Source organism: Stenotrophomonas sp. 82F1, from assembly GCF_056861525.1.
In genome coordinates this window covers 98,842-125,733 of record NZ_JBSPUD010000001.1, presented here as the reverse complement: position 1 = coordinate 125,733, position 26,892 = coordinate 98,842, and the positions used below count along the sequence as shown (strand labels likewise).

Sequence of the window (26,892 nt, the reverse complement as noted above, 5' to 3'; positions counted from 1 at the left end):
GGTGCGCGCAACCGGTCCTGTGCGCGCCCCGGTGCAGCCAGGCCGTGCGTGCCACGGCACCTGTTCCGATGGACCAGGTCTCCCCTGGCAATCGAGGCACCCCGGGCCCCTACCCGTTACCATGGACGACCCTGTACCCGCTCCGCCCCCGCTGCCTTCCGGCGCGAGCGGACGCCCCTGATCCACGAGTCCCATGTCCAAAGACAAGTCCGCCGAACACACCCCGCTGATGAAGCAGTTCTTCGCAGCCAAGTCCGACTATCCGGACCTGCTGCTGTTCTTCCGCATGGGCGACTTCTACGAGCTGTTCTACGACGACGCGCGCAAGGCGGCGCGCCTGCTCGACATCACCCTGACCCAGCGCGGCAGCTCCGGTGGCGCACCGATTCCGATGGCCGGCGTGCCGGTGCATGCCTACGAGGGCTACCTGGCACGACTGGTGGCGCTGGGCGAATCGGTGGCGATCTGCGAACAGATCGGCGACCCGGCACTGGCCAAGGGTCTGGTCGAACGCAAGGTGGTACGCATCGTCACCCCGGGCACGGTCACCGACGAAGCGTTGCTGGACGAGCGCCGCGACACCCTGCTGATGGCGCTGTCACGCAACAAGAGCGGCTATGGGCTGGCCTGGGCCGACCTGGCCGGCGGCCGCTTCCTGGTCAACGAAGTCGACACCGACGATGCACTGGAAGCCGAGCTGGCCCGTCTGGAACCGGCCGAACTGCTGGTGCCGGATGAAGAGAACTGGCCGGACTTCCTGCGCCAGCGCAGCGGCGTACGTCGCCGCGCACCGTGGCTGTTCGACGCCGACAGCGGTCGCCGTCAGCTGCTGAACTTCTTCAAGCTGCACGACCTCAGTGGCTTCGGCATCGACGACAAGCCGCGTGCCACGGCCGCTGCCGGCGCCCTGCTCGGTTATGTCGAGGAAACCCAGAAGCAGCGCCTGCCGCACCTGACCTCCATCTCGATGGAAACCGCCAGCGAAGCGATCGCGATGAACGCGGCCACGCGTCGCCATCTGGAGCTGGACACCCGCGTCGACGGCGATACCCGCAACACCCTGCTCGGCGTGCTCGACAGCACGGTGACGCCGATGGGTGGCCGCCTGCTGCGCCGCTGGCTGCATCGGCCGTTGCGCCTGCGCGAGGTGCTGGTGCAGCGCCACCACGCGGTGGAAACACTGATCGACCGCGGCGCGGACGCAGATATCCGCGAGCAGTTCCGCCGCCTCGGCGACCTGGAACGCATCCTGACCCGCGTCGCCCTGCGCTCGGCGCGGCCGCGTGACTTCTCCACCCTGCGTGATGGCCTGGGCCTGCTGCCGGCCGTACGCGAGGTGCTGGCACCGCTGGATTCACCGCGCCTGCAGACCTTGCACGCGGCACTCGGCGAGCACGACGAGTGCGCGCACCTGCTGGCCAGCGCGATTGCCGAGATGCCGCCGCTCAAGCTCAGCGATGGTGGCGTGCTGGCCGATGGCTTCGACGCCGAACTGGATGAACTGCGCCGCCTGTCGACCCACGCCGACCAGTTCCTGGTCGACCTGGAACAGCGCGAACGCGAGAGCAGCGGCATCGCCACCCTGAAGGTCGGCTACAACCGTGTGCACGGCTACTACATCGAAATCAGCAAGGGCCAGTCCGAGCGCGCGCCGGTGCACTACACCCGCCGGCAGACACTGACCAACGCCGAGCGCTACATCACCGAAGAACTGAAGGCGTTCGAGGACAAGGTGCTGTCCGCCCGTGACCGTTCGCTGTCGCGCGAGAAGTACCTGTACGAGCAACTGCTGGACACGCTGGGCACCCAGCTGGAGCCGCTCAAGCAGTGCGCCGCCGCACTCAGCGAACTGGATGTGCTGGCCGCCTTCGCCGAGCGTGCGCAGGCGCTGGACTGGGCGCGCCCGGAACTGCAGGCCGAGCCGTGCCTGAACATCGAACGCGGCCGCCATCCGGTGGTGGAAGCCGTGCGCGACCAGCCGTTCGAGCCCAATGACCTGGACCTGCACCCGGACCGTCGCATGCTGGTCATCACCGGCCCGAACATGGGCGGTAAATCGACCTACATGCGGCAGAACGCGCTGATCGTGCTGCTGGCCCACATCGGCAGCTTCGTGCCGGCCAGCCGCGCGCTGATCGGCCCGATCGACCGCATCCTGACCCGCATCGGCGCCGGCGATGATCTTGCCCGCGGGCAGTCGACCTTCATGGTCGAGATGGCTGAAACCAGTTACATCCTTCATCACGCCACCGCGCATTCGCTGGTGCTGATGGACGAGATCGGCCGCGGCACCTCCACCTACGATGGCCTCGCCCTGGCCGACGCGGTGGCGCGCCACCTCGCCTACGAGAACCGCTGCTACACGCTGTTCGCCACCCATTACTTCGAACTGACCGCGCTGGCCGACGAGCAGCACGAGGGCGGCCGCAGCGGCATCGCCAACGTGCATCTGGATGCCGTCGAGCACGGCGAAGCGCTGGTGTTCATGCATGCAGTGAAGGACGGCCCGGCCAACCGCAGCTTCGGCCTGCAGGTGGCTGCCCTTGCCGGCCTGCCGCGTGCCACCGTGGCACAGGCGCGTCGACGCCTCGCAGAGCTGGAGCAGCGCGGCGGCGAAAGCCATGCCGCCGGACTCGCCCCGCAGGCGCTGGATGCACCGCAGCAGTTCGGGCTGTTTGCCGCCCCGCCGAACAAGGCGCAGGAGGCGCTGGCCGCGATCGACCCGGACGAGCTGACCCCAAAGCAGGCGCTGGAAGCGCTGTACCGATTGAAGGCGCTGTTGTAATCCCGGCCGCCGGGCATGGCCCGGCGCTACCGTTGCAGAGCCGAGCCCACGCTCGGCTGCCTTTCGCACTTCCGTCGTGTACACGGCGTTATGCTCGGGCGGTTCGTCCTTCACAGACCGGAGACCGCCATGAACACCGAATCCCTCGCTGCATCCCTCTTCCAGCAGCTGCAGCAGGGCCAAGGCCTGCAGCAGGTCTCGCAGCAGCTCGGCCTGGACAGCAGCCAGGCCACCCAGGCCGTCGGCAGCGCCCTGCCCCTGCTGCTGGGCGCGATGGGCCAGAACGCCAGTGAGCCGCAGGGTGCGCAGTCCCTGCTCAATGCCCTGCAGCGCGACCACCTCGGTTCGGCCGGCGGCGGTGGTGGCGGTTTCGATCTCGGCAGCATCCTCGGCGCGGTGATGGGCGGTGGCGGTGGCAATGCCACCAACGGTGCCGGCATCCTCGGCCACGTCTTCGGTGGGCAGACCTCGCAGGCGGCCGAAGCGCTGGGCCAGAAGACCGGCCTGGACAGCAGCAAGTCCAGCCAGCTGCTGGCGATCCTCGCCCCCATCGTCATGTCGTTCCTGGCCCAGCGGTTTGCCCAGAGCGGCAACGCCGGCCAGCTCAGCCAGGCCCTGGGCCAGGAAGCACAGCAATCCGGCGGCGGCATCGGCAACCTGCTCGGCGGTGCGCTCGACCAGGACGGTGATGGCCAGTTCGGCGCCAGCGATCTGCTCAAGCTCGGCGCGGGCCTGCTCAAGCGCTGATCGCGCACAACGATCCAAGCGCTGCCGATCATAGGCAGTCACTATCGCATCGGTTGAATCAATCGAATTTACCCATCATTAGGCGATGCCTATGGTGGGTAAGCGATCTGATTCCCTCATTCGCCAGTCCACAGGTAGAGACCCATGAAAAGCGAAGCGAAGTGCCCGTTCAACCATGCCGTCGTCGGTGATGCGACGACCAACCGCGACTGGTGGCCGAACCAGCTGCGCGTGGACCTGCTCAACCAGCACTCCACGCGCTCCAACCCCCTCGATGCGGGCTTCGATTACGCCACGGCCTTCAACGGGCTGGACTACGGCGCCCTGAAGGCCGACCTGAAGGCGTTGATGACCGATTCGCAGGACTGGTGGCCGGCCGACTTCGGCCACTACGGCGGCCTGTTCATCCGCATGGCCTGGCACAGCGCCGGTACCTACCGCATCGACGATGGCCGTGGCGGCGGTGGTCGCGGCCAGCAGCGCTTCGCGCCGCTCAACAGCTGGCCGGACAACGTCAGCCTTGACAAGGCGCGACGCCTGCTGTGGCCGATCAAGCAGAAGTATGGCCAGGCCATTTCGTGGGCCGATCTGCTGATCCTGACCGGCAACGTCGCACTGGAATCGATGGGCTTCAAAACGCTCGGCTTTGCCGGCGGCCGTCCCGATACCTGGGAGCCCGACCAGGACGTGTATTGGGGCCGCGAGACCACCTGGCTGGGCGGCGACGTGCGTTACGCGCACGGCTCCGAAGGCGTGCAGGAAGACCACGGCGTACTGGTGTCCGATGATGACGCTGATGGCGACGTGCATTCGCGCAAACTGGAAAACCCGCTGGCCGCCGTGCAGATGGGCCTGATCTACGTGAACCCGGAAGGCCCGGACGGCAATCCCGATCCGGTGCTGGCCGCGCATGACATCCGTGACACCTTCGGCCGCATGGCGATGGACGATGAGGAAACCGTCGCCCTGATCGCCGGTGGCCACAGCTTCGGCAAGACCCACGGTGCCGGCCCCGCCGACAACGTCGGCAAGGAACCGGAAGCAGCAGGCCTGGAAAGCCAGGGCCTGGGCTGGGCCAACAGTTTCGGCAGCGGCAAGGGTGGCGACACCATCACCAGCGGCCTGGAAGTGACCTGGACCCGTACGCCCGCACAGTGGAGCCATGACTTCTTCGAGATCCTGTTCGGCCACGAGTGGGAGCTGAGCAAGAGCCCGGCTGGCGCTCACCAGTGGGTCGCCAAGAACGCGGATGCGGTGATCCCCGATGCGCACGATCCGTCGAAGAAGCACCGCCCGACCATGCTGACCACCGACCTGTCGCTGCGCATGGACCCGGCCTACGAAAAGATCTCGCGGAAATTCCTTGCGGATCCGCAGGCCTTCGCCGATGCGTTCGCCCGCGCCTGGTTCAAGCTGACCCATCGCGACATGGGCCCGCGTGCGCGCTACCTGGGCCCGGAAGTTCCGGCCGAGGAATTCATCTGGCAGGACCCGGTGCCGGAAGCCAAGCACCCGTTGATCGACGCCAAGGACATCGCCGCGCTGAAGCAGAAGATCGCGGCAACTGGGCTGAGCGTGGCGGAGCTGGTGTCGACGGCGTGGGCTTCGGCGTCGACCTTCCGCGGCTCGGACAAGCGCGGTGGCGCCAATGGTGCGCGCGTGCGCCTGGCGCCGCAGAAGGATTGGGCGGTGAACCAGCCGCATCAGCTGGCCAAGGTGTTGGCCGCGCTGGAAAAGGTCCAGACCGAGTTCAACGGCGCAGGCAGCAAGCAGGTGTCGCTGGCCGACCTGATCGTGCTGGCCGGTGGCGTCGGCATCGAGCAGGCGGCAAAGGCCGGCGGCCACGACCTGAGCGTGCCGTTCACCCCGGGCCGCACCGATGCCAGCCAGGAGCAGACCGACGTCGAATCGTTCGCGGTGCTGGAACCGGCTGCCGATGGTTTCCGCAACTACCTCAAGGGCGCTTACAGCGTGCCGGGTGAGGCGCTGTTGATCGACAAGGCACAGCTGCTGACCCTGACCGCACCGGAAATGACCGCGCTGGTCGGTGGCCTGCGCGTGCTTGGCGCCAACGTCGATGGCGGCAAGCACGGCGTGTTCACCAACCGACCCGGCACGTTGAGCAACGACTTCTTCGTCAACCTGCTGGACATGGGCACGACCTGGAAGGCGACCGGCCGCGAAAGCTATGAAGGCCGCGGCCGCAGCGATGGCGCTGCACGCTGGACCGGCACCCGTGCGGATCTCGTGTTCGGCTCCAACGCCGTGCTGCGCGCATTGGCCGAGGTGTATGCCAGTGCCGATGGCGAGAAGAAGTTCGTGCAGGATTTCATCGCCGCCTGGACGCGGGTAATGGAACTGGACCGCTACGACCTGCACGGTTGATGTGACCGGGTAGATGCCAACCTTGGTTGGCACGCGGCAAAACGCCCACCAAGGTGGGCGGCTACCAAAGCGTTCGCACCATGAACTGGTAGATGCCAACCTTGGTTGGCACACGGCACAACGCCCACCAAGGTGGGCGGCTACCGAGGCGCTCCGGCCTTCAACCGCTGCAGGATCAGGGCGAACAACGGCGCGTGCATCGAACGCGGCGGCTGCACGGCTTCACCCTTCTCGACCGCCTGCCAGTACGACCACGGCAATGCCTTGTCTCCCAGCTCGTAATCCATGCCGTCCCAGCCGTCTTCGCGGAATGCGTAGAACGCCCAGTGCACCTTCTGCTGCTCGGCCACATCCAGCACGTCGCGCAGGTAGCGGCCGCAATCCGGCCAGCGACGCATGCAGCCGAACTCACCGATCACCATCCGGTTGGCACCAATGCCGTGTGTCTTCGCCCAGTCCATCGGCTGCTGCAGGTAGCTGCGCACGCGCGCGGCATCCCAGCGCTCGCTGCGGTCGCCGAACGGCACTTCGGCGGGATAGCGGTACGGTGTGCTGCGCTTCTGGTTCGGCGCACTGGTGGCCGCGTACGGCTCGTACATGTGCACGCTGTACAGCAGCTTCGCGTCGTCCAGCGGCGCCGGCCAGTAGTCGAACGCATCGGCCGCGGCATACCAGCCGGCATCAAGCATCAATGGCATGTCTGCATCGACCGCGCGCACGCTGGCCACCAGTTCCGTGTACAGCTGGCGCAGATCGCGCGGCCCGCCCTGCACGCCCGTGTACCACTTCAGCATGTCCTCGCGGGAGGCATGTTCGGCCAGCGTGGTGCCGTATTCCGGCGCCGGCTCATTGATCAGGTTGTAGGCGGCCAGCGCCGGATGCCCCTTCAGCGCGGCGGCCAGATCACGCCAGAAGCGCTGCGCAGGTGCGTGGTTGTCGAAGGACTGCCACAGGCGCTGGTCGACCACGTCGCCGTTCTTCTGTTTCCAGCGCAGCAGCGGCAGTGACAGCGGCACCAGCACCACCTTCAGGCCCACGGCATTGGCGTCATCCAGCGCGCGACGCAACGTGGTCACGTCAGCCTGGACCAGGCCCTGGTAGTGGTCGGCATCGCCCATCAGGAAATCGCGGCCGCCGGCACTGCGCCACTTGTCCGGGGTCAGTCGTACCCAGGTGGCGCCGGTGTCACGCAGGGCCTGGAAGTAGGCGCGGTCGGGCGGCGCTTCGTTGAAGCTGTTGCCACCGCGCTGCGGGGTATCCCAGAAGGTGATGTCGGCGGCGAACACCGGGACGGCGGCGGACAGGGCCAGGCACAGCAGGCTGCGGCGCAGGAACATGGTGGGCTTCCATGAAGAGGACCGTCCAACGTGCGGGGCGCAAGCCGAACGGTGGCTGAGCGCGGGCGGCAAGCGCCCACCAAGGTGGGCGACTACCAGAGCGCGGGCCGGGCCCACGACACGGTAGGTGCCGACCTTGGTCGGCACAGCGCACGGCGCCCACCAAGGTGGGCGACTACCAGAGCGGGCCGGACCCACGACACGGTGGATGCCGACCTTGGTCGGCACAGCGCACGACGCCCACCAAGGTGGGCGGCTACCAGAGCGCGGGCCGGCTCAGTCAGGCGAATTGCCGTCAAAGCGCATCGAGATCACCCAGGGCGCGGATCAACCGTCGCGCGCGCTTGTCCGGCTTGTGCTCCGGCGCCTGATAGCCATCACGCGCGGCAATGCGCAGCGCACGCAGTTCGGCGCGGCGTGCCCTGGAGGCTTCGCTCTCGGCATACAGCTGCTGCGCCACCGGCGCCGGACCGCGCTGGTCGCTCAGGCCCAGTACCTGGATCTCGAAGTGTTCTTCACCGCGATCGACCAGCAGCTGCTCCCCCACACGCACCGCGCGCGAGGATTTCGGGCGCTGCCCAGCCACGGATACCTTGCCGGTCTCGATCGCCTGTTTTGCCAGGCTGCGGGTCTTGAAGAAGCGGGCCGCCCACAGCCAGATGTCCAGACGGACGCTGGGCGCCAACGGGGAAAGCTCGGACATCGGTGGGGACTACTCCGTTCGCTTGTTCAGGGGGCGCGGATTGTCGGGGTCGGTACGGCAACCCGTGCCCCCGATCAATGCCGGCGTTCCGGCTGCCAGATCCTGGCGCTGGCTGCCGACCAGGCACTCAGGGCGGTCGGTCGGCCGCACCTGGGTATCGCCCAGCCGGTCACCTGACGAACATGCGGCCAGTGCCGCTGCGATCAAGGCCACCACGATGATCCGCGTCACCTGCTGTCGTTGATGCATTGCCACATCCTGCAAACCGGCTTGATGCTAGTGTGCGCCTCCCGGGAATCGATCACCACTCCATGGCCAAAGCGCCGCTTGACCTGACCTCCGGCCCGATCGGCCGCAACCTGCTGCTGTTCGCGCTGCCGATCCTGGCCGGCAACATCGCGCAGTCGCTGAACGGCTCGGTGAATGCGGTGTGGGTGGGGCGCTTCCTCGGCGAAGCGGCACTGACCGCCACCGCGAACGCCAACAACATCATGTTCTTCCTGATCGGTTCGGTGTTCGGCTTCGGCATGGCCTCGACCATCCTGATCGGCCAGGCCATCGGGGCACGCGACATCGCCCAGGCACGGCGCGTGGTCGGCACCAGCGCCACGTTCTTCATCGGCCTGTCGGTGATCATCGCCATCGCCGGCTGGTTCCTGGCCCACCCCCTGCTGGCGGCGATGGGCACGCCCGCCGCCTCGCTGCCCCTGGCCGAGGCCTACCTGCGCATCATCTTCCTGGCGATGCCGACGCTGTACGCCTTCGCCTTCCTCAGTGCGGCGCTGCGTGGTGCCGGCGATTCGCGCACGCCCTTCCGCTTCCTGCTGGTCTCGGTGGTGCTGGACATCGCCCTGAACCCGGTGCTGATCTTCGGCATGGGGCCGTTCCCGGAACTGGGCATCGCCGGCTCGGCCTGGGCCACGCTGGTGTCGCAGACGCTGTCGCTGGCCGGCCTGCTGCTGTACATGCGGCACAAGCGGCACACGCTGTGGCTGGGCCGCGCCGACATGCACCTGTTCAACCTGGACATGACCATCCTGCGCGCGCTGGTGGTCAAGGGCGTGCCGATGGGCCTGCAGATGGTGCTGATCTCGCTGTCGGTGATCATGCTGATGACGATGGTCAACCAGTACGGCACCGACACCGGCGCAGCCTACGGTGCGTCGTTGCAGCTGTGGAACTACGTGCAGATGCCGGCGATGGCGATCGGCGCGGCGTGTTCGTCGATGGCCGCGCAGAATGTCGGTGCGCAGCGCTGGGACCGCGTACGCGGTACCGCACGCCAGGGCATCCTGTTCAACTTCCTGCTGACCGGCGCGTTGATCCTGCCGCTGGTACTGCTGGACCAGTATTCGCTGGCCTTGTTCCTGCCGCAGGGCAGCGAGTCGCTGCAGATCGCGCGGCACCTGAACCACATCGTGATCGGTTCGTTCCTGTTCTTCGGCGTCAGCTTCGTGATCTCCGGCGTGGTGCGCTCCACCGGCGCGGTGCTGCCGCCGCTGCTGATCCTGGCAGCGTCGCTGTGGGGCGTGCGCGTGCCGTTCGCCGAATTCCTGCAGCCGTACTGGGGCGCGGACGCGATCTGGTGGAGCTTCCCGGCCGGTTCGCTGGTATCGATGCTGCTGTCGCTGGCGTATTACCGCTGGGGAGGCTGGCGCAAGGCGAGGATGATCAGCAAGCCGGTGCACGCGGAGGAACTGGCCACGCCATCGGAGATTCCGGCCTGCCCACCGTCGCCGGTGGCCGACCCGGATGCTGTGACCCGGTAGCGCCGGGCCACGCCCGGCGAGCGCAGCGGTTGCCAGAAATCGGCCGGGCATGGCCCGGCACTACCGCTTTTTCTTCGTGGCGTTGTGCTTTGCGGCCGCACGCATCAGGGCTTTGAACGCCGCGGCATTGGGCATTTCGCCTTCGTGGATGTCGATCGCGCGGCGCGTGCCGCCTTCCAGGCTGGCATTGAACAGGCCCTTCGGATCCGGCAACGCGGCGCCGTGGGCGAAGGTCAGCTTCACCGCCTGCGTGTAGGTTTCGCCGGTGCACAGGACGCCGTTGTGTTCCCACACCGGTGTGCCGCGCCACTTCCAGGTTTCCTCCACGTCCGGCAGCGCCTCGTGGATCAGCGCGCGCACGCGGGCGAGGATGTCGCCGCGCCAATCACCGAGCTCGGCAATACGAGCATCGATCAGTGCGGCGGCGGGGAGAGCGGCATCTGCGGTATGGGACTTATGCGTGGCCATCGCGTGGTCTCGTACGGGGAAAGGATCCTGGGGAGCTACATGCGTTCGCCGGGCAGCTCGCTGGCCTGCCGCACCCAGTCGAGGAACCGCGCCTCGTCCAGCACGCCATCCTCAAGGATGTGCAGGTAGCGCGTGTCGGCGCTCCTGGACGGTTCCGGCGGAACAGGCTGCAACCGCGCACCGCGGAAGAAGGCGACCTTGATGTAGCGGGCGAAGCAATGAAAGCTGAGGAACCAGCCCTCGCCGGCAGCGACGCCGTACATCGGCGAGTTCCATTTCACTGCCTTGTGCACGCCGGGCACGGCCTGTTCGATCAGTGCATCCAGACGTGCACCGACGGCCTGTTTCCAGTCCGGCATGGCGGCGATATAGGCCTGCACGGGCGCATCGCCCTCACCCTTGGCGATCTGCGGATTACCGCCGGACAGCAGCGTGGGCGAAGCACTGTTGGCAGGTCGCTTGGCGGGCATCGCAGGGGCCACGGGGGTCGAAGGCCCGAGCGTACGCCGCCGCCCGGCAGCGGTCACGGCGCACTGCGCCATGACCTCAGAGACTGCGGCGGAACTGCTGCCAGGTGGGCAGCTTGCGGGCGCCCCGCAGGAACCACATCAGGGTGGCCATCACCAGGCCGAACATCGTGCCGGCTGCCACCCCGGCAAGCAGCAGCAGCTCCAGCGCCGGGGGCCTGCCCTGCCACAGCAGCAGCCACATCAGCACCGTCCAGAACACGCCGAACAGCAGGCCCTGCAGCAGCGTATTGGTCAGGAACCCAGCCAGTATCGGTGGTGGCAGCGCGATACCCAGCCGCCACAGCATGCGGTGCAGCAGAGGGGCCGCTTCCCGCCGCGGAACGCCGGAACCGTCCAGGAAGCGCAATGCCACCTGGATGTCGGCCGGGTATCGATGGTCGGTCTCATCCATCCCTTGAAACTAACGAGGCGACACCACAAACGCAAACGGCCGCCCGAAGGCGGCCGTCGCGGCAACAACCGAAGTTGTTTATCAGCCCTTGGTTGCCAGACGGGCAACCTTGGCGGCAGCAGCAGCAGCCAGATCTTCCTTGATGCGGGCAGCCTTGCCTTCCAGGCCACGCAGGTAGTACAGCTTGCCGGCGCGGACCTTACCACGACGCTTCACTTCGACCGAGTCGATGATGGCGCTGTGGGTCTGGAACACGCGCTCGACGCCGTAGCCGTGCGAGATCTTGCGCACGGTGAACGAGGAGTTCAGGCCGCCGTTCTTGGTCGCGATGACAACGCCTTCATAGGCCTGCACGCGCTCGCGGGCACCTTCCTTCACCTTCACGTTGACGACAACGGTGTCGCCCTGGCTGAACTGCGGCAGTTCACGGGTGATCTGGGCGGATTCGAATTCCGCGACGATGGACTTGTTCAGCTTGCTCATGGGTTACACCGATTCATTGTTCGGGTGGGCGTGTCATTCGACAGCGTGGGCTCATGCAGTCACCGGACTGTGCTGCACGTTTGTTTTGGGTATTGCACGCCAGCCTGGGCCGGCGGTAATTGGCCATGATAGCCGATAAAGCGGGGCTGGCGCTAGGGCCTGCCCTTTTCTGCCGGGGCCTGGCGGGCCAGGGCCAGCAACTTGCGGTCGGCCTTGCCCAGCGCCTGTTCATCCAGCAGGTCCGGGCGCCGCTGCGCGGTACGGATCAACGACTGCTGCCGGCGCCAGGCGGCGATGGCGGCATGGTTGCCCGAGCGCAGCACGTCCGGCACGTCACCCAGCGGATGCTGGGCCGGCTGGCTGTAATGTGGGCAGTCGAGCAGGCCGAGGTCGCCCTCGAAACTGTCCTGCGCGGCCGATTCGGCGTCATTCAAGGCGCCTTCCTGCAGCCGGGCCACCGCGTCGATGATGACCGCAGCCCCCAGCTCGCCACCGGACAGCACATAGTCGCCGAGGGAGATCTCCTCATCGACATTGGCGGCCAGGAAACGCTCGTCGATGCCTTCATAGCGGCCGCAGAGCAGGACCATGCGCGGCAATGCCGCCAGTTCCCGCACCTTGGCCTGGGTCAGTGGCGCACCCTGCGGGCTGAGATGGATCACCCGCGCAGGCGTCGGATCAGCGTCGCGGATCGCCTGCAGGCAGGCCTGCAGCGGTTCGATCAGCATCACCATGCCCGGGCCACCGCCGAACGGACGATCGTCCACCCGGCGGTAATTGCCCTCGGCGTAGTCACGGGGATTCCAGCCATGCAGGCTGAACAACCCCTTTTCCTGCGCACGGCCGACCACGCCCAGCCCAGCGGACTGGGCGAGGAAATCGGGGAACAGGGTGATGACGTCGAAACGCATGCTTACACTCAGAACTCGGGGTCCCAGTCGACCACGACCAGATTGGCCTCGAAGTCGACGGATTTGACGAACTCCGGCACGACGAACGGAATCATCCGCTCGCGATCGCCGCGTACGACCACCACATCGTTGGCGCCGGTACTGAACAGGTGCGAGACCTGGCCGAGGGCAACGCCTTCGACGGTCTTCACATCCAGGCCTTCCAGATCGACCCAGTAATACTCGTCGGCATTCGGCGGCGGCAGCGCACTGCGGGCCACGAAGACCTCGGTGCCATGCATCGCCTCGACCGTGTCGCGATCCTCGATGCCCGGGAAACGGGCCACCAGGTGCTTGCCGGTATCCCGGCCACGGGCGCCTTCAAGCGTCGATTCCTGCCCGTTGGGGCTGCGCAGGATCCACGGTTGGTAACGGAAAATAGCGGAACGCGGCTCGGTCCAGGACTCGAGCTTTATTTCGCCGCGCACACCAAAAGCGCCGACAATCCTGCCAAGCAGGATGCGGCGCTCGTTATCTTTCATCTGCGTTCAATCAGATGGGCCGCACCAGGGCGCGGCCCGTCAGGATCAGGCCGCAGCGGCCTGGGACTTGCTCGCTTCCTTGATCAGGTTGCGAACTTTCTCGGTCGGCTGGGCGCCGTTCTTGACCCAATGGTCAACGCGGGCCAGGTCCAGCTCGATGCGCTTCTCGCCACCCTGTGCAACCGGGTTGTAGAAGCCAACGCGCTCGATGTTGCGGCCGTCGCGGGCGCTGCGGACGTCGGTGACGATGATGTGGTAGAACGGACGCTTCTTGGCGCCGCCGCGGGTCAGTCGAATCTTGACCATGGTGGTTTTTTCCTATTGCCCAGTCGCCAGGATGGCGCGGTAAGCGGGCGATTATAGCGGCAGAGTCCGGCCGAGCCAACCCCGGGCGTCCACCCCGGGGTCGGATCCCTTTTACCGAGCAAAAGGGATCCGACCCCAGCGACTTCCGTTCAGGAAAGCGGCTGCCAGGGCACCCGGGCCAGCACCGCCCTGCCCTGTTCGGCCAGCGCCTGCGAACCCGGCAGCGCTTGACCATCGATGGCATCCAGCGCCCACAGCCCGCTGGCGTTGCAGGCGAAGGCGGCCTGCATGCCGGCCAGCTCATTCAGTTGCAACGGGCGGATCTGCTGTGCACCCGCCCAGCCCGCCTGCAGCAGCGCTTCAGCGGTTCCCCGCAGCGCAGGCGCCTGCGGCCAGACCAGGTGTTCGCCGTCATGCATGGCCAGGTTCCAGGTCGTGCCCTCGCTGATCTGCCCATCGGCAGCCACCAGCAGCGCATCGTCGAAACCCGCTGCCAGCGCGGCACGGCGCTGGACGAACAGGCCGAACGTACCAACGTGCTTGATCTGCGGCAGCTCGCGCTGCCAGGTCACGCTGCGTACGCGCTTGGGTGCGGTCAGCGTGACCGGCGCGGACACGGCAACCAGTACATCCACCGGCACGCTGGCCAACGGATCGCGGAAATCGAAACGGCGCGAGAACACGGTGACCCGCATCGATGCATCGATCTGGCCGGCCTGCTGCAGCGCCTGTGCCATCCACGCCTGCACCTGCGCGATATCGAGCGCGCTGCCGAACAGCTCCTGCGTTGCCTGGGCCAGCCGCTGCAGATGCAGGTCGAGCCCCTGCACCGCGCGGCCGCGCACCTGCATCGAGGTGAAGTGGCCATAGTTGGTCAGCGCCGGCAGCAGGTCTTCAGCCCGCGCCGTGGCGCCGTTGCAGGTCACCGTCATCGCAGCAATGCCTGCGCCTGTAGCCACATGCCACGCAGCACGTCGGCGGCCGGCGCGGCCGATGCCATCCACGCCGACTGACCGGCCCAGGCCTGCATCGCAGCAAGCCGGTTTTCCTGCGTGGCCTGCTTGCGCATCGGAGCGGTCAGGCCGCGCTGCACTGGATACGGGCGCGGTGCGGGCGCGCCCTCGGCGGCAGCGGCACGCACGTAGGCGGTCGCCAGGCCACGTCCCAGGCGCCCGCTGAACGCACGGGTCGGCCAGGTATCTTCGGGTTCACTGCGGGCCAATGCGTCGGCCCATGCCGGTGCCACCGCCGCTTCGGGTGTGCGCAGGAAAGCCGTGCCCATCTGCACCGCGCTGGCCCCCAGCATCAAGGCGGCAGCAATGCCGCGACCATCGCCGATGCCACCCGCAGCGATCACCGGAATCTTCAGGTTGTCCGCCAGCCGCGGCAGCAGTGCGAACAGGCCGACCAGCTGCTGTTCTGCACGTATCGGATCGAAGGCGCCGCGATGGCCACCTGCTTCGGCGCCTTGGGCGACCACCGCGTCAGCCCCCGCATCCTGTGCAGCGCGCGCTTCGGCGAGGGTCGTAGCGCAGGCGATCCAGGCGATGCCCGCATCCTTCAACTGCTGCACATGATGCGGCGACAGCACACCCATGATGGTCGAGGCCACCGCCGGCCGTGCCGCCAGCAGCGCACTGAACTGCTCCTCGAAATCGGCAGGCGTGGCATCCGCGGCGCTGGCCGCAACCTCCGGCCCCCACTGGCCCAGGAAAGCACGCGTGGCGGCCTCGGCGGCCACATCGCGCACCGGCGCGGGATCGGGCAACCACAGGTTCACCTGCGCCGGCCCGCTGGACGCGGCACGGAAGTCCTGCATCCATCGACCGATATCCGCCGCAGGCGACAACACGGCGCCCATCGCGCCCATGCTGCCGGCGTTAGCCAGCGTGGCCGAGAGCGGAACCGGACAGGCGCCGGCCATCGGTGCCAGCAGGATTGGCAGCTGCAATGAAAAACGCCGACAGAAATCGTCGGCGCGTTCGAGAATCGGCGAAAGGCTCACGCGACGCACCTGTGGGAGGAGTCGCTGCCAGCATACGCCAGACATTGTTGCCGGGAGCGTCGCATCGGGCGATCCGCTCCCGCGTTGCTCAGCGTGCAGACACCGCGTAGGTGCGGACCAGCTGGCTGTCCATTTCTTCGTTGAACTTGAACGTCACATAGCGCGCGTCATCCGCGGCGAACTCTTCCTCGGCGCTGGCGCGGCCGATCTCGGTGCCCTCGGCATCCAGTGCGCGCGCCACCAGCTTGCCCTTGAAGGCCTTGTCGGCCACCACGTAGACCGCTGCGTCCTTGGAGCCCATGCCGCGGCTCTTGCCCAGGGTGACGGTGAGCCCGCGCGCAGCCAGGCCCGGATCGGCCTGCAGCGTCACGTTCATCTTCTTGTCCACGCCCTCGCCCAGCCCTGCGACGAAATCGGCAGCGGTGCCGCTGATGGCACTGCCGGCCTTCTGCGAAACGGAGGTGTCGTCCTTGCAGGCAACCAGGCCCAGGGCCAGCGCCATCACCACGATCGACTTGTTCATGCACATTCCTTTGATTGATTCCGCGGGTTGTTCAAGCGTTCGATACAGCAAGCGCTCAGCGGAACGGCATGCCACGGCCGCCCATGGCGCCCATCATGCCCTTCATGCTGCGCATCATGCCCTTCATGCCGCCGCCGGCCATCTTGCTCATCATCTTTTCCATCTGCATGTACTGCTTCATGAGCTTGTTGACGTCGGCCGGGGTCACGCCCGAACCCTTGGCGATGCGGGCGCGACGCGAGCCGTTGAGCAGGTTCGGGTTGCGCCGTTCCTTCTTGGTCATCGAGCCGATGATGGCGATCATGCGCGGCACTTCCTTGCCCTGGCTGACCTGCTGCTTGAGGTGCTCGGGAATCTGGCCCAGGCCCGGCAGCTTGTCCATCAGACCGCCGATGCCGCCCATGTTCTGCATCTGCTCGAGCTGGTCGCGCATGTCGTTCAGATCGAACTTCTTGCCCTTGGCGACCTTCTCGGCCAGCTTCTGCGCCTTGTCCTTGTCGACCTGCTGCTCGACCTGCTCGACCAGCGACAGCACGTCGCCCATGTCGAGGATGCGGCTGGCGATACGATCCGGGTGGAACACGTCCAGGCCTTCCGGCTTTTCGCTGACACCGACGAACTTGATCGGCTTGCCGGTGATGTAGCGCACGCTCAGCGCGGCGCCGCCACGGGCGTCACCATCGGTCTTGGTCAGCACCACGCCGGTCAGCGGCAGTGCATCGCCGAAGGCCTTGGCGGTATTGGCCGCGTCCTGGCCGGTCATGGCATCGACCACGAACAGGGTTTCCGCCGGGTTGACCGCGGCGTGCAGGGCCTTGATCTCGGCCATCATCGCTTCGTCGATGGCGAGGCGACCGGCGGTATCGACCAGCAGCACGTCGACGAACGACTTGCGCGCGTCATCGATGGCGGCGCGGACGATGGCCTCCGGCTTCTGCTCGGCGCTGGACGGGAAGAACAGCACGCCGACCTGCTCGGCCAGGGTCTTCAGCTGCTCGATCGCCGCCGGACGGTAGACGTCGGCCGAGACCACCATCACCTTCTTCTTGCGCTTATCCTTCAGGTGCTTGGCCAGCTTGCCGACCGTGGTGGTCTTGCCGGCGCCCTGCAGGCCCGCCATCAGGATGATGGCCGGAGCGGGAACGTTGAGGTTCAGGTCGCTGGCTTCGGCGCCCATCACCGCGGTCAGCTCGTCGCGCACGACCTTGATCAGGGCCTGGCCCGGGGTCAGCGACTTCAGCACTTCCTGGCCGACCGCACGCACCTTGATGCGCTCGATCAGGGCCTGCACCACCGGCAGCGCGACGTCGGCTTCGAGCAGCGCGATGCGGACCTCGCGGGTCGCCTCGCGGATGTTCTCTTCGGTCAGGCGGCCACGGCCGCGCAGGCGCTCGATGGTGCCGGAAAGGCGCTGGGTCAGGGACTCGAACATGCGGCGCAACCTGTCTGAAAGCGGGGGACAATAAGGCTCACAGTATAACGGGTCCACCGCGCTCCCCGGACTGCGACGCCAGGGCCGTCGCCAGCACCCCGGGGGTGTGCGAAACTTCAACGATGACAATCGTTCTCATCGCCGTCCTGCTCTACCTGGCCGCCAGCGCCCTGCTGGTGCGCGCCCTTGGTCGCAACGACGGGGTGACCGCGCCTGTGTGGCTGTGGCCTGCGCTGCCGGCGATGCTGCTGCATGGCGGCTACCACGTGCTGGTGGCGATGCGCACCACCGGCGGACCGGACATGCACTTCTTCGCCGCGCTGTCGCTGGTCGGCCTGGGCATGGCCTGGCTGACCTCGCTGGTGGGCGCGCGCGGGCGCATGTCCACCCTGGGCGTGGTGGTGTTCCCGCTGGCCGCGCTGCTGCTGGTGGTCTACCACGGCTACGGCCACGAACCGAGCAAGCTGCTGGGCTGGCGCCTGGCCAGCCACGCCTGGTTGGCGCTGCTGGCCTACGCCACATTGAGCATCGCTGCGCTGCTGGCGATCATGCTGTGGCTGCAGGAGCGTGCGCTGCGGCGCCGCGAATTCCGTCCGTGGCTGCGTGCGCTGCCGCCGATGGCCGACCTGGAATCGCTGCTGTTCCGGGTGATCACCGTCGGCTTCGCCCTGCTGACACTGACCTTGGTCACCGGCGTGCTGTTCGTCGACGACCTGCTGGCGCAGAAGCTGGTGCACAAGACGGTGCTCAGCGTGCTGTCGTGGATCGTGTTCGGCGTACTGCTGATCGGCCGCCGCCGCTATGGCTGGCGCGGCACGAAGGCGGTGCACTGGACGCTGACGGCGATGCTGTTGCTGCTGCTGGCGTTCTTCGGCAGCCAGTTCGTGATCGAGCTGGTGTTCGGGCATTCGCGATAGAGGCGTGCCGACCAACGGTCGGCACCCACCCCCACAGCACCCGTGCCGGCCGCCGGCCGGCAATCGGAGCACAGTAGATCCACGCCATGCGTGGATGCCCCAGATGCTCAGGGCACCGGCTGGGCCAGGATCCTGCGCAGCGAGCGGCCGCTGTTGGTGAGAATGTCATCGACCTGCCAGCAGCCCCCGCCCTTGCGCACCATCGGCAACCGCGTCACGTAGGCCTTGTTCCATACCGCATAGCCCATCTCGACCTGGCCCACCGTGGCGGAAGCCTGCTTCCAGCTGTAGCGCACGGCGCCGTCGATGTCCCCGTCCTGCGCGTCCAGCCACGGATCGGAATCGATCGTGCAGATGCCCTCTTCGCGTACCTGGCAGGCACGCTCGGCGTGCAGCGCCTTGGCGAATACCGCGCTGACCAGCGCCTGCGGCGGCTGCAGCAGGTCGCCCTTGCCGGTGGTCGCTTCGAAGAAGGCACGTGCCACCTCGGCCGGTTCCCGGCAGGCAGGCGCAGCCTGCACGGTGGGGGCCAACAGCAGGCTGACGATCGCCAACATCCCTGTCTTTCGCATATCCAGTTCCTTGATGGTGGAGAGACGCCGGGCATGGCCCGGCATTACCGGCAACACGTATGGGTAACGCCGGGCCATGCCCGGCGAGCGCGCAGCGCGACGGAGATTACAACCCGTACCGCTCGATCGCATCCAGGTGCGGCTGGCGATCCTGGTCACAGGCCTCGGCCAGGCGCAGCCAGCAGTGCGGGTGCGCCCAATCCGCCGTCGCCTGCTGCAGGAAGCGATGCAGCGCCAGCGGCGCGTGATCCTGCGGCTGGGCGACAGTGAACAGCAGACCCGGCAGCGTGCCGTCTTCCGCGTCCGGATCGGTCACGGTGTAGTCCGCACGGCTGTGCGACCACACCTTCCAGCCCTGTGCCTCGGCGGCTTCCACGAAGGCGTTCCATGCATCTTCACCGGGGTGCGCGCCGTCGACCAGCCAGCTGCGAGCGAAACCACCCCGCTCCAGCACATGCACCTGCGCATAGGTCGGAATGAAGTGCTCGCGCTCCGCCTCGTCTTCTGGTGCCGGGTGCACCAGGCCGGCGTCGAACACCACCCAGTCACCCACCTGCTGCGCACGGTTGGCCGGTGCGTTCTCGACGATGCGCGCGGTCACCGGGCCGCTGCGGCGGGCGTAGTACTCCATCGGCTCGCCGCCTTCTTCGCTGCGGATGATCACCCAGCCCCAGGGCTCTTCGACCACGCCCTGCTGGCTGGACAGTTCCATGCCGATCGCTGCTGCCGAGCGGCGCACCGCATCCCAGTCGCGCGCCGCGCTGGCCGCACTCATGTGGTCCCAGTGCGCGGCGTTGGGCTCTTCCAGCAGTTCCACCAGCTGCGCATAGCAGGCCTGTGCCTCGCTGAAGCGGCCGGTCTCCATGTACATGCGGGCAAGCGTGCCCCGTGCACCGTTCGATCCCGGCGACAACGCCAGCAATGCCTGCGCCGCCTGCTCCAGCGCCGGCCAATCCGACGCGCGCCGTGCACGCTGCACCTCGCACCAGTGCGCGAACACCGGCACGCTGTCGCGGTAGGTCGCAGCCAGCCTGCGCAGGCCGTCATCATCGCCCTGCTCGACCAGCCAACGCATCAGCGTGTACGCCGCTGCGCCATCTTCCTGCGCGTGGCAGCGCACGAAGTCCCACAGCAGTGCCTGCGCTTCGGTCCTGGCGCCACAGGCGTGCAGCGCCGAGGCGGCCACCTCAGCCAGCGCGCCGTCGTCCGGCCGCTCGGCGTGCGCCTGCAGCAGCCACTGCGCTTCGCGCTCGGGATCACGTGACTGGTTCTGTTCGCCCTGCGCCTGCAGCCACGCCAGCAGTTCATCGGCAGGCACCGGCAGCGGTGCCGTCTCCGGCAGCGCCTCGATTCGTGCCGCCAAACCAGCCACCAGCGCGGCAGCGCCGCGGTCCTGCCGCAGTTGCCCCAGATGGGTGCGGGCCAGGCCGAGCTGGCGCTGTGCCACCCAGCGCGCACCGCGCTGCAGGGCCAGCTCCAGGCTCAATGCAGCGATCTCGATCACCAGGCGATGCGCGCCAACGGTGGCGAAGTGCTCGATGATGGTGTTGAAGCGCGTACCCAGATCCCAGGTATTGCGTTCGCCATCACGACTGCACAGGGTCGAGGCGGTATTGGCCCACAGCCGCCAGTGGTTTGGTGTCAACTCGCTCCAGGGCACAAGCTGCTGCAGCGCCTCTTCATCACGCCCAAGCTGGGCCAGCGCCCAGGCCTTGGACAGCCGGCGCGGCACCGTGCAGTTGGCCGGCTCGTATTCGCCTGCGGCGGCTACTTCGGCCTCACGCTGCTCGATCAGTGCCAGGGCCTCCGCCGCGCGGCCGCTGGCCAGCAGGATCTTGATCTGCATTTCCGGGAAGCTGTCGAACACTTCCTTGCCGCGCGCCTGGATCGCCGCCGCCTGCACCTGCAGGTAATCCAGCGCGTCCTGGCCACGGCCGTCGTCCAGCAGCGCGTCGGCCTTCTCGCAGCTCAGGCACTGGAAGCAGGCCCAGCTCGGGTCGATGCGGCCGAGCGTCTCGTCGCAGACCTCGATGCGCTCGGGCACCCAGCCCGGACCATCGATGTTGCCGTAGCAGGCGGCAAGATCCTGGGTGACGCAGATCGACTGCGGGCAGTCCAGGGCATCGGCACGGTGTGCGCGCTCGAACAGCGCTACCGACTCGCCCAGCGCGCTTTCACCTTCCACGCGGTTGCCGACGCGATTGCGCAGCGCCCAATGGCCGACATAGACGTCGACCCAGGGGTTGTCCAGCGCCTTGCCCAACGCGCGTGCTTCGGGCAGCAGTGCATCGACGCGGTCGACCTGCAGTTCACTGACTTCATCGGCAAGGCGGGTCAGCAGGTGGGCGTTCTGTGCCTGCCCGGCCTGGCGCAGGTCTTCCTGCAGTTTTTCGACCCAGTTCCAGATATCCATGGGGGTAATGCTCCTGTCTAGCGAAGGCTGGATGAGAGGGGGCGGTGCTCAGCGCAGCATCTGCTGCAGGGCACCGGCAATATCGGTAAATGCACCATTGAGATCGGGGCCCGGCGTCGCCGCAGTGCGCTGCAACGGCCGGCCCTGCGCGGACACGATGATCTTCAGCGAGCGCAGCAGGCGCGCGGCCGACGCGGCCTGCGGGTGGCCATCGCGCTGGGCCTGCAGCAAGGCCTGCACCGCCGGATTGTCCAGGTTGAGGTAGAGCCGCGACGGTGCACGCGCCTCGATGCGCGCGGTGAACTGGCGCGCCAGCCGCAATGCGGCCATCGAGACGCGCTTGTCGTTCTCGTCGTCTTCCAGGCGTTGCTTCAGTTCGGCTTCGCGGTCGGGCACCACCACCACCGGCAGCGCCTCGGGACTGAACCGCGCCGGCAGCAATTGTTCGCCGTCGCCCAGGTGTTCGCGCAGCCAGGCCAGCTGCGTATCGTCAAGGCTGTCGTCGGTGCGGAACAGTGCGCGATTGCCCTGCTCGGTACCGAGTTCGACCAGGCGCAGGCCCTTGGCCTGGGCCCAGCGGCGCAGGAAAGGCACCACGGCATAGCGATGGCCATGCGCGACCGGCACGCCCATCGCACGGAACAGCATTTCCTCGAAGCCGCCACCGTTGTCGAGGATCACATGCACCGCGCCGCGCGCTGGCAACGCGCTGGCCGGCAGGTCACCCTGCGAGGTCGGCACGCGCACGTGTTCCAGCAGCAGGTCGAACAGGCGCTCATCGCACAGCGCCGCACCCAGCAGGGCCTCGTTGTGGCGGCTGAGCACCCGCCGCCAGGCTTCGGGCTGCTGCCGCGCGACGTCGGCCAGGCCATCGATCAGCGCTTCCAGCAGGGCGTGCTGCACGGCGCGATAGTGGTCATCGCGCTGCAGGTCCTCGCGGCTGGCGGTCGGGGTCAGCTTCGACGATTCGATCACCCCGCCGATGAAACCGGCCCACGGCGGCAGCAGATCGCGCGCGTCGTCGTCCAGCAGCATGCCGCGCACGAACACCGACAGGTTGCGGTTGTCGCTGGTGCCGTAGGTGGCACCATCCTGCACCCAGAGCATGCCGACGGCATCACTGCTGCCATCGGACCGTAGCGGCATCGTCACGATGGGCTCGAAATCATGTTCGAAGCGGGCCGCGAACTGCTGCGCCTGGCGGCGTGCCTGCACCGGATGCAGCGCGACGTCACCCTGCCCGCGCCACGGCGGCGGTTCGGGATTGATCGCGGCGGTCGCCGCACCGATGAAGATCGGCTCGGACAGCAGCGCGCAGTAGCGGCCCAGCACCTCGTGCAAGCGCGCTTCGTTGGCCAGCGGCAGGAAGTCCGGATGCAGCTCCAGCTCCACCTCGGTGCCGATCGCCCGTGCCGGCACTTCGCTGACGGTGTACTGCTCGGCGTTGCTGGACACGTACAGGTGGCCCAGCTCTGGTGACTGGTAGGAGGTGGTACGCACGCTGACACGGCGCGCCAGCACGAAGGCCGACAGGAAGCCGAGGCCGAACATGCCGATCAGGCCTTCATCGTCCTCGCCGTCCTGGCGCAGGCCGCGGGTGTAACCGACCCCGACCGTGGCCAGGTAATCGTGGATTTCCTGCCGGGTCAGGCCGGCACCGGTATCGGTGATGCGCAGCACGCCGGCGGCGACATCGACCTGCACGTCGATGCGCGACACACTCTGGATGCCGGGCTGCTCGATACGGCGACGGATGATCGAATCGTGCGCGTTCTGCACCAGCTCACGCAGCGCCACCATTGGGGTGGAATACAGGTGCTTGCCCAGCACCGTCATCAGTCCATTGAGATCGACCCCGGCGCGGCGGATTTCGGCGGCGGGGGTGCTGAACATCGGGTCCTGCATGTAATCGATTACTCCTTGCCACGGAAAGGCGCCAGGGGGCGCCTTCGTCGAGCCGGGAAAACTAGCACAGGCAGGCTGACCGTTGCCGCATGTGACGTTTGTAGAGCCGAGCCCACGCTCGGCTGCTTTTCCGGCAAAGGGCAGCGGAGCGTGGGCTCGGCTCTACAGTACCGGCATCACGCCGCGTCGATGGCCTCGGACAGGCGTTCGACCGCGATCACTTCCATCCCCTTCACCGAGCCGCCCTTGGGCGCATTGGCCTTGGGCACGATGGCGCGCTTGAAGCCGTGGGTCGCCGCCTCGCGCAGGCGGTCCTCGCCGTTGGGTACCGGCCGGATCTCACCGGACAGGCCGACTTCACCGAACGCGATGGTCTTCTCGGCCAGCGGACGGTCCTGCAGCGAGGACAGCACCGCCAGCAGCACCGGCAGGTCGGCGGCGGTCTCCTGCACGCGGATGCCACCGACGACGTTCACGAATACGTCCTGGTCGCCGACCAGCACGCCGCCATGCCGATGCAGCACTGCCAGCAGCATGGCCAGGCGGTTCTGCTCCAGGCCCACCGCCACGCGGCGCGGATTGGACAGCGGCGAGGCGTCGACCAGCGCCTGCACTTCCACCAGCAACGGCCGGGTGCCCTCGCGGGTGACCATCACGCAGCTGCCCGGCTGGTGCGTGCTGGCACCGGACAGGAAGATCGCCGACGGATTGGAGACTTCCTTCAGGCCCTTGTCGCCCATCGCGAACACGCCCAGCTCGTTGACCGCGCCGAAGCGGTTCTTGAAGGCCCGCAGCAGGCGGAAGCGGCTGCCGCTCTCGCCTTCGAAATACAGCACGGCATCGACCATGTGTTCCAGCACGCGCGGGCCGGCGATGCCGCCTTCCTTGGTCACGTGGCCGACCAGGAACACCGCGGTTCCGGTTTCCTTGGCGAAGCGCACCAGCCGCGCAGCGCTCTCGCGCACCTGGCTGACCGAACCGGGCGCGGCGGTCAGCGTCTCGGTCCACAGCGTCTGCACCGAGTCGGCCACGATCAACCGCGGCCCGCTCTTGGTGGCGTGCTGCAGGATGGATTCGACACCGGTCTCGGCGAGCGCGTTGACGCCCTCCAGCGGCAGCTCCAGCCGGTGCGCCCGACCGGCCACCTGGGCCAGTGATTCTTCACCGGTGACGTAGAGCACCGGCAGCACCGCGGCCATCTTCGCCACCGCCTGCAGCAGCAGGGTGGATTTGCCGATGCCCGGATCACCACCGACCAGCACCACCGCGCCCTCGACCAGGCCGCCGCCGAGCACGCGGTCGAATTCACCGATGCCGGTGCTGACCCGGTTGTGCTCGGTCTGCGCCACGTCCTTCAGTGCGGTGATCTTTGGCGGGTCGATCTTGCCCGCCCAGCCGGCACGCCGTGAGGCGGGCGCCTTGGCCGCCGTCGCGCTCTCAAGGACGATTTCCGACAGCGCGTTCCAGGCGTTGCACTCGGTGCACTGGCCTTGCCACTTGCTGTATTCGGCGCCGCATTCATTGCAGACATACGCGGTGCGGGCTTTGGCCATCGGAGATTTCCTGCAGGGGCAACGAGCGTGGCAGGATAGCCGAGCCGGGTCGCACGTGCTGCGACCACTCAAGTCCCACCCGCCGGTGCCGATAGCGGTGGCGGGCGTGCGCCTTGCGGGCGCCCCTCCCTTCTCCTCTGGATTCAACATGACTGGTAGTTACAGTCAGGGCCTGGTCGCCATCTCGCTGCTGGTGGCCATGCTGGCATCGTATACCGCGCTCGACATGGCCGGCCGCCTGGCCACGGCCGAGGGCCGGGTCGCCCGCTGGTGGCTGGCCGGTGGTGCCGCCGCGATGGGCCTGGGCATCTGGTCGATGCACTTCATCGCGATGCTGGCGTTCAAGCTGCCGATTCCAGTCGGTTACGACCTGGCGATCACCCTGTATTCGCTGGCCGTGTCGATCGGCGCATCGGCCTATGCGCTGTGGCTGGTGTCGCGGCCCAGCCTGCCACTGCAGCGGCTGGCCGCCGGTGCGGTGCTGATGGGACTGGGTATCGCGGCCATGCACTACCTGGGCATGGCCGCGATGCGGATGCAGCCGGGCATCGATTACCACCCCGGCTGGTTTGCCGCGTCGATCGCGGTGGCCATCGGCGCCGCCGGTGCAGCGCTGTGGATCGCCTTCCGGCTGCGCGTCGAGCAACGCAACACGGTGCGCCTGCGGATACTGGCATCACTGGTGATGGGCCTGGCCATCGTCGGCATGCACTACACCGGCATGGCCGCCGCACGCTTCCCGGCAGGCAGCGTCTGCGGCGCGGTCGGCAGCGGCGGCATCGATCCCCGCTGGCTGGCCGTGCTGGTGATCGTGACCACGCTGGCCACGCTGGGCATCGCCCTGGTTGCCTCGTTGTTCGACCGCCAGATGCGCGTGCGCACCGGTCTGCTGGCCGACTCGCTGGCCCACGCCAATGACAAGCTGATCCAGGCGGCACTGCACGATCCACTGACCCAGCTGCCGAACCGCATGCTGCTGCAGGATCGCATCGAGCAGGCCATCGAGAAGGCGCAACGCCGCCAGCAGTCGGTGGCGGTGATGTTCTGCGACCTGGACGGTTTCAAGGCCGTCAACGATGCCTATGGCCACCAGCTGGGCGATCGCCTGCTGGTCGCGGTGGCCCAGCGCGTGGGGGCGCAGCTGCGGCCGCAGGACACCCTCGCCCGCCTCGGTGGCGACGAGTTCGTGATCGTGCTGGCCATTGATGCGCCTGACGATGCGGCGGTGGTCGCCGAACGGGTGATCGCGGCGGCCAGCGAACCGTTCGTGCTGGATGCGGCGGAACTGCAGGTCACCGCCAGCCTGGGCATTGCCCTGTATCCGGACGATGCCGGCGACGAACGCGAGTTGATGGCGCATGCCGATGCGGCGATGTACCACACCAAGGAAACCGGCCGGAACGGCTACACCTTCTTCATCCCTTCGATGCAGCTCAGTGCCAACCGCCAGCTGCGGCTGCTGCAGGACCTGCGCAAGGCGATCGCGCGCAACGAACTGCTGCTGCACTACCAGCCGAAATTTCCGGCGGCCGACGCGCCCGCCACCGGCGCCGAGGCGCTGCTGCGCTGGCAGCATCCGGAGCTGGGCCTGCTGGCACCGGACGTGTTCATTCCCATCGCCGAGCGCAGCGGCCTGATCCTGCCGATCGGCGACTGGGTGCTGGACCAGGCCTGCGCGCAGCTGCGCGCCTGGCATGACGGCGGGCACAGCCACTGGACGATGGCGGTGAACCTGTCGCCGCTGCAGTTCGCCTCCCCGGCCCTGCTGGACAGCGTGCGGTCGGTGCTGGAACGGCATCGCATCGACCCGGCGCGGCTGACCTTGGAGATCACCGAAACCACGGCGATGAAGGATGTCGAGGCCAGCCTGGCGATCCTCAACGATCTGACTGCGATGGGCGTGCACATCGCCATCGACGACTTCGGCACCGGCTATTCCAGCCTGCTGTACCTCAAGCGCATGCCGGCCACCGAGCTGAAGATCGACCGGGCGTTCGTGCATGACCTCGAACGCAATGACGAGGATGCGGCCATCGTGTCGTCGATCATCGCGCTGGGCCGCACCCTGCAGCTACAGGTGGTGGCCGAGGGCGTGGAGACCCAGGCGCAGCGCGAGTACCTGAGTGAGCTGGGCTGCGACCAGCTGCAGGGTTATCACCTGGGGCGGCCGATGGAGGCCGAGGAGTTCCTGCGCAAGGTGGGGTGAGAGGCAACCGCATCCACGCATGGCGTGGAT

24 protein-coding genes are annotated in these 26,892 nt (G+C 67.5%); 6 read left to right on the top strand and 18 right to left on the bottom strand.

The window, feature by feature from the left end; genetic code table 11:
- Positions 1–193: 193 nt before the first annotated feature.
- From mutS to katG, 3 genes are all read left to right on the top strand, one after another.
- Positions 194–2,785 (top strand): DNA mismatch repair protein MutS, encoded by a 2,592-nt coding sequence (mutS, locus tag AC13GI_RS00550; protein ID WP_099821071.1) that lies wholly within the window; start codon positions 194–196, stop codon positions 2,783–2,785.
- A 129-nt stretch (positions 2,786–2,914) separates the two neighbouring features.
- Positions 2,915–3,532, top strand: a complete 618-nt coding sequence (locus AC13GI_RS00545) for a DUF937 domain-containing protein (protein ID WP_482995207.1) — start codon at positions 2,915–2,917, stop codon at positions 3,530–3,532.
- A gap of 144 nt (positions 3,533–3,676) precedes the next feature.
- On the top strand, positions 3,677–5,917 hold the full coding sequence (gene katG, locus AC13GI_RS00540; RefSeq protein WP_482995206.1) for a catalase/peroxidase HPI: 2,241 nt from the start codon (positions 3,677–3,679) through the stop codon (positions 5,915–5,917).
- A gap of 140 nt (positions 5,918–6,057) precedes the next feature.
- On the opposite strand, the gene AC13GI_RS00535 is transcribed toward katG, so the two are convergent.
- The 3 genes from AC13GI_RS00535 to AC13GI_RS00525 all read right to left on the bottom strand — a co-directional run bounded on the left by AC13GI_RS00535 (position 6,058) and on the right by AC13GI_RS00525 (position 8,206).
- Positions 6,058–7,254 carry a glycoside hydrolase family 5 protein gene (locus AC13GI_RS00535; RefSeq protein WP_482995205.1) on the bottom strand — a complete coding sequence of 399 codons (1,197 nt, stop codon included), beginning with the start codon at positions 7,252–7,254 and terminating at the stop codon, positions 6,058–6,060.
- A 295-nt stretch (positions 7,255–7,549) separates the two neighbouring features.
- The gene (locus tag AC13GI_RS00530) at positions 7,550–7,957 is read right to left on the bottom strand and encodes an RNA-binding S4 domain-containing protein (RefSeq protein WP_099821068.1); all 408 of its coding nucleotides are present in this window, start codon (positions 7,955–7,957) and stop codon (positions 7,550–7,552) included.
- A 9-nt stretch (positions 7,958–7,966) separates the two neighbouring features.
- Complete coding sequence (locus AC13GI_RS00525) at positions 7,967–8,206, bottom strand: hypothetical protein (RefSeq protein WP_180164031.1); 240 nt, start codon at positions 8,204–8,206, stop codon at positions 7,967–7,969.
- A 62-nt stretch (positions 8,207–8,268) separates the two neighbouring features.
- Between AC13GI_RS00525 and AC13GI_RS00520 the strand changes: the two genes are divergently transcribed.
- A complete protein-coding gene (locus tag AC13GI_RS00520; RefSeq protein ID WP_482995204.1) occupies positions 8,269–9,726 on the top strand; it encodes an MATE family efflux transporter in 1,458 nt (485 codons plus the stop codon).
- Between the two features lie 60 nt (positions 9,727–9,786).
- On the opposite strand, the gene AC13GI_RS00515 is transcribed toward AC13GI_RS00520, so the two are convergent.
- From AC13GI_RS00515 to ffh, 11 genes are all read right to left on the bottom strand, one after another.
- A complete protein-coding gene (locus AC13GI_RS00515) occupies positions 9,787–10,194 on the bottom strand; it encodes a DUF1801 domain-containing protein (RefSeq protein WP_482995203.1) in 408 nt (135 codons plus the stop codon).
- A 35-nt stretch (positions 10,195–10,229) separates the two neighbouring features.
- Positions 10,230–10,664 (bottom strand): DUF1801 domain-containing protein, encoded by a 435-nt coding sequence (locus AC13GI_RS00510; protein WP_380655132.1) that lies wholly within the window; start codon positions 10,662–10,664, stop codon positions 10,230–10,232.
- A 76-nt stretch (positions 10,665–10,740) separates the two neighbouring features.
- On the bottom strand, positions 10,741–11,115 hold the full coding sequence (locus AC13GI_RS00505; RefSeq protein ID WP_482995202.1) for a DUF6404 family protein: 375 nt from the start codon (positions 11,113–11,115) through the stop codon (positions 10,741–10,743).
- Positions 11,116–11,196: 81 nt separating this feature from the next.
- Complete coding sequence (rplS, locus tag AC13GI_RS00500; RefSeq protein ID WP_099821063.1) at positions 11,197–11,598, bottom strand: 50S ribosomal protein L19; 402 nt, start codon at positions 11,596–11,598, stop codon at positions 11,197–11,199.
- A 152-nt stretch (positions 11,599–11,750) separates the two neighbouring features.
- On the bottom strand, positions 11,751–12,509 hold the full coding sequence (gene trmD, locus AC13GI_RS00495) for a tRNA (guanosine(37)-N1)-methyltransferase TrmD (RefSeq protein ID WP_099821062.1): 759 nt from the start codon (positions 12,507–12,509) through the stop codon (positions 11,751–11,753).
- Between the two features lie 8 nt (positions 12,510–12,517).
- A complete protein-coding gene (rimM, locus tag AC13GI_RS00490; RefSeq protein WP_025873820.1) occupies positions 12,518–13,030 on the bottom strand; it encodes a ribosome maturation factor RimM in 513 nt (170 codons plus the stop codon).
- A gap of 45 nt (positions 13,031–13,075) precedes the next feature.
- Complete coding sequence (gene rpsP, locus AC13GI_RS00485) at positions 13,076–13,336, bottom strand: 30S ribosomal protein S16 (protein WP_025873821.1); 261 nt, start codon at positions 13,334–13,336, stop codon at positions 13,076–13,078.
- Positions 13,337–13,485: 149 nt separating this feature from the next.
- Positions 13,486–14,268 carry an aminotransferase class IV family protein gene (locus AC13GI_RS00480; protein ID WP_482995201.1) on the bottom strand — a complete coding sequence of 261 codons (783 nt, stop codon included), beginning with the start codon at positions 14,266–14,268 and terminating at the stop codon, positions 13,486–13,488.
- Positions 14,265–15,341: an NAD(P)H-dependent flavin oxidoreductase gene (locus AC13GI_RS00475; protein ID WP_482995200.1), complete on the bottom strand. Its 1,077-nt coding sequence runs from the start codon at positions 15,339–15,341 to the stop codon at positions 14,265–14,267. Before AC13GI_RS00475 ends, AC13GI_RS00480 begins: the two co-directional genes overlap by 4 nt.
- Before the next feature lie 88 nt (positions 15,342–15,429).
- Positions 15,430–15,864 carry a hypothetical protein gene (locus AC13GI_RS00470; RefSeq protein ID WP_099821059.1) on the bottom strand — a complete coding sequence of 145 codons (435 nt, stop codon included), beginning with the start codon at positions 15,862–15,864 and terminating at the stop codon, positions 15,430–15,432.
- A 55-nt stretch (positions 15,865–15,919) separates the two neighbouring features.
- Complete coding sequence (ffh, locus tag AC13GI_RS00465) at positions 15,920–17,296, bottom strand: signal recognition particle protein (RefSeq protein WP_482995199.1); 1,377 nt, start codon at positions 17,294–17,296, stop codon at positions 15,920–15,922.
- A gap of 122 nt (positions 17,297–17,418) precedes the next feature.
- Here ffh and AC13GI_RS00460 point away from each other — a divergent pair, with 122 nt between their 5' ends.
- Positions 17,419–18,213 (top strand): cytochrome C assembly family protein, encoded by a 795-nt coding sequence (locus AC13GI_RS00460; RefSeq protein ID WP_180164013.1) that lies wholly within the window; start codon positions 17,419–17,421, stop codon positions 18,211–18,213.
- A 107-nt stretch (positions 18,214–18,320) separates the two neighbouring features.
- On the opposite strand, the gene AC13GI_RS00455 is transcribed toward AC13GI_RS00460, so the two are convergent.
- The 4 genes from AC13GI_RS00455 to radA all read right to left on the bottom strand — a co-directional run bounded on the left by AC13GI_RS00455 (position 18,321) and on the right by radA (position 24,656).
- Entirely contained in the window at positions 18,321–18,785 is a 465-nt protein-coding gene (locus tag AC13GI_RS00455; RefSeq protein ID WP_482995198.1) for a YqhG/Tai3 family protein, read from the bottom strand.
- A 106-nt stretch (positions 18,786–18,891) separates the two neighbouring features.
- On the bottom strand, positions 18,892–21,198 hold the full coding sequence (locus AC13GI_RS00450; protein WP_482995197.1) for a hypothetical protein: 2,307 nt from the start codon (positions 21,196–21,198) through the stop codon (positions 18,892–18,894).
- A gap of 48 nt (positions 21,199–21,246) precedes the next feature.
- Positions 21,247–23,103 carry an ATP-binding protein gene (locus AC13GI_RS00445; RefSeq protein WP_482995196.1) on the bottom strand — a complete coding sequence of 619 codons (1,857 nt, stop codon included), beginning with the start codon at positions 23,101–23,103 and terminating at the stop codon, positions 21,247–21,249.
- Positions 23,104–23,279: 176 nt separating this feature from the next.
- The gene (gene radA, locus AC13GI_RS00440) at positions 23,280–24,656 is read right to left on the bottom strand and encodes a DNA repair protein RadA (protein WP_100551874.1); all 1,377 of its coding nucleotides are present in this window, start codon (positions 24,654–24,656) and stop codon (positions 23,280–23,282) included.
- Between the two features lie 148 nt (positions 24,657–24,804).
- Between radA and AC13GI_RS00435 the strand changes: the two genes are divergently transcribed.
- A complete protein-coding gene (locus tag AC13GI_RS00435; protein ID WP_482995195.1) occupies positions 24,805–26,862 on the top strand; it encodes a putative bifunctional diguanylate cyclase/phosphodiesterase in 2,058 nt (685 codons plus the stop codon).
- The last annotated feature ends 30 nt before the right edge of the window (positions 26,863–26,892 follow it).

Excerpts from the sequence above, each read along its gene's own strand:
- AC13GI_RS00520 (WP_482995204.1), top strand. The coding sequence starts at position 8,269 with ATGGCCAAAGCGCCGCTTGACCTGACCTCCGGCCCGATCGGCCGCAAC.
- AC13GI_RS00530 (WP_099821068.1), bottom strand. The coding sequence starts at position 7,957 with ATGTCCGAGCTTTCCCCGTTGGCGCCCAGCGTCCGTCTGGACATCTGG.
- trmD (WP_099821062.1), bottom strand. The coding sequence starts at position 12,509 with ATGCGTTTCGACGTCATCACCCTGTTCCCCGATTTCCTCGCCCAGTCC.
- AC13GI_RS00455 (WP_482995198.1), bottom strand. The coding sequence starts at position 18,785 with ATGCGAAAGACAGGGATGTTGGCGATCGTCAGCCTGCTGTTGGCCCCC.
- mutS (WP_099821071.1), top strand. The coding sequence starts at position 194 with ATGTCCAAAGACAAGTCCGCCGAACACACCCCGCTGATGAAGCAGTTC.
- AC13GI_RS00510 (WP_380655132.1), bottom strand. The coding sequence starts at position 10,664 with ATGCCCGCCAAGCGACCTGCCAACAGTGCTTCGCCCACGCTGCTGTCC.
- AC13GI_RS00480 (WP_482995201.1), bottom strand. The coding sequence starts at position 14,268 with ATGACGGTGACCTGCAACGGCGCCACGGCGCGGGCTGAAGACCTGCTG.
- AC13GI_RS00545 (WP_482995207.1), top strand. The coding sequence starts at position 2,915 with ATGAACACCGAATCCCTCGCTGCATCCCTCTTCCAGCAGCTGCAGCAG.
- AC13GI_RS00525 (WP_180164031.1), bottom strand. The coding sequence starts at position 8,206 with ATGCATCAACGACAGCAGGTGACGCGGATCATCGTGGTGGCCTTGATC.
- radA (WP_100551874.1), bottom strand. The coding sequence starts at position 24,656 with ATGGCCAAAGCCCGCACCGCGTATGTCTGCAATGAATGCGGCGCCGAA.
- AC13GI_RS00515 (WP_482995203.1), bottom strand. The coding sequence starts at position 10,194 with ATGGCCACGCATAAGTCCCATACCGCAGATGCCGCTCTCCCCGCCGCC.
- rplS (WP_099821063.1), bottom strand. The coding sequence starts at position 11,598 with ATGAGCAAGCTGAACAAGTCCATCGTCGCGGAATTCGAATCCGCCCAG.
- AC13GI_RS00435 (WP_482995195.1), top strand. The coding sequence starts at position 24,805 with ATGACTGGTAGTTACAGTCAGGGCCTGGTCGCCATCTCGCTGCTGGTG.
- AC13GI_RS00445 (WP_482995196.1), bottom strand. The coding sequence starts at position 23,103 with ATGCAGGACCCGATGTTCAGCACCCCCGCCGCCGAAATCCGCCGCGCC.
- rpsP (WP_025873821.1), bottom strand. The coding sequence starts at position 13,336 with ATGGTCAAGATTCGACTGACCCGCGGCGGCGCCAAGAAGCGTCCGTTC.
- AC13GI_RS00470 (WP_099821059.1), bottom strand. The coding sequence starts at position 15,864 with ATGAACAAGTCGATCGTGGTGATGGCGCTGGCCCTGGGCCTGGTTGCC.
- ffh (WP_482995199.1), bottom strand. The coding sequence starts at position 17,296 with ATGTTCGAGTCCCTGACCCAGCGCCTTTCCGGCACCATCGAGCGCCTG.
- AC13GI_RS00505 (WP_482995202.1), bottom strand. The coding sequence starts at position 11,115 with ATGGATGAGACCGACCATCGATACCCGGCCGACATCCAGGTGGCATTG.
- katG (WP_482995206.1), top strand. The coding sequence starts at position 3,677 with ATGAAAAGCGAAGCGAAGTGCCCGTTCAACCATGCCGTCGTCGGTGAT.
- AC13GI_RS00460 (WP_180164013.1), top strand. The coding sequence starts at position 17,419 with ATGACAATCGTTCTCATCGCCGTCCTGCTCTACCTGGCCGCCAGCGCC.
- rimM (WP_025873820.1), bottom strand. The coding sequence starts at position 13,030 with ATGAAAGATAACGAGCGCCGCATCCTGCTTGGCAGGATTGTCGGCGCT.
- AC13GI_RS00535 (WP_482995205.1), bottom strand. The coding sequence starts at position 7,254 with ATGTTCCTGCGCCGCAGCCTGCTGTGCCTGGCCCTGTCCGCCGCCGTC.
- AC13GI_RS00450 (WP_482995197.1), bottom strand. The coding sequence starts at position 21,198 with ATGGATATCTGGAACTGGGTCGAAAAACTGCAGGAAGACCTGCGCCAG.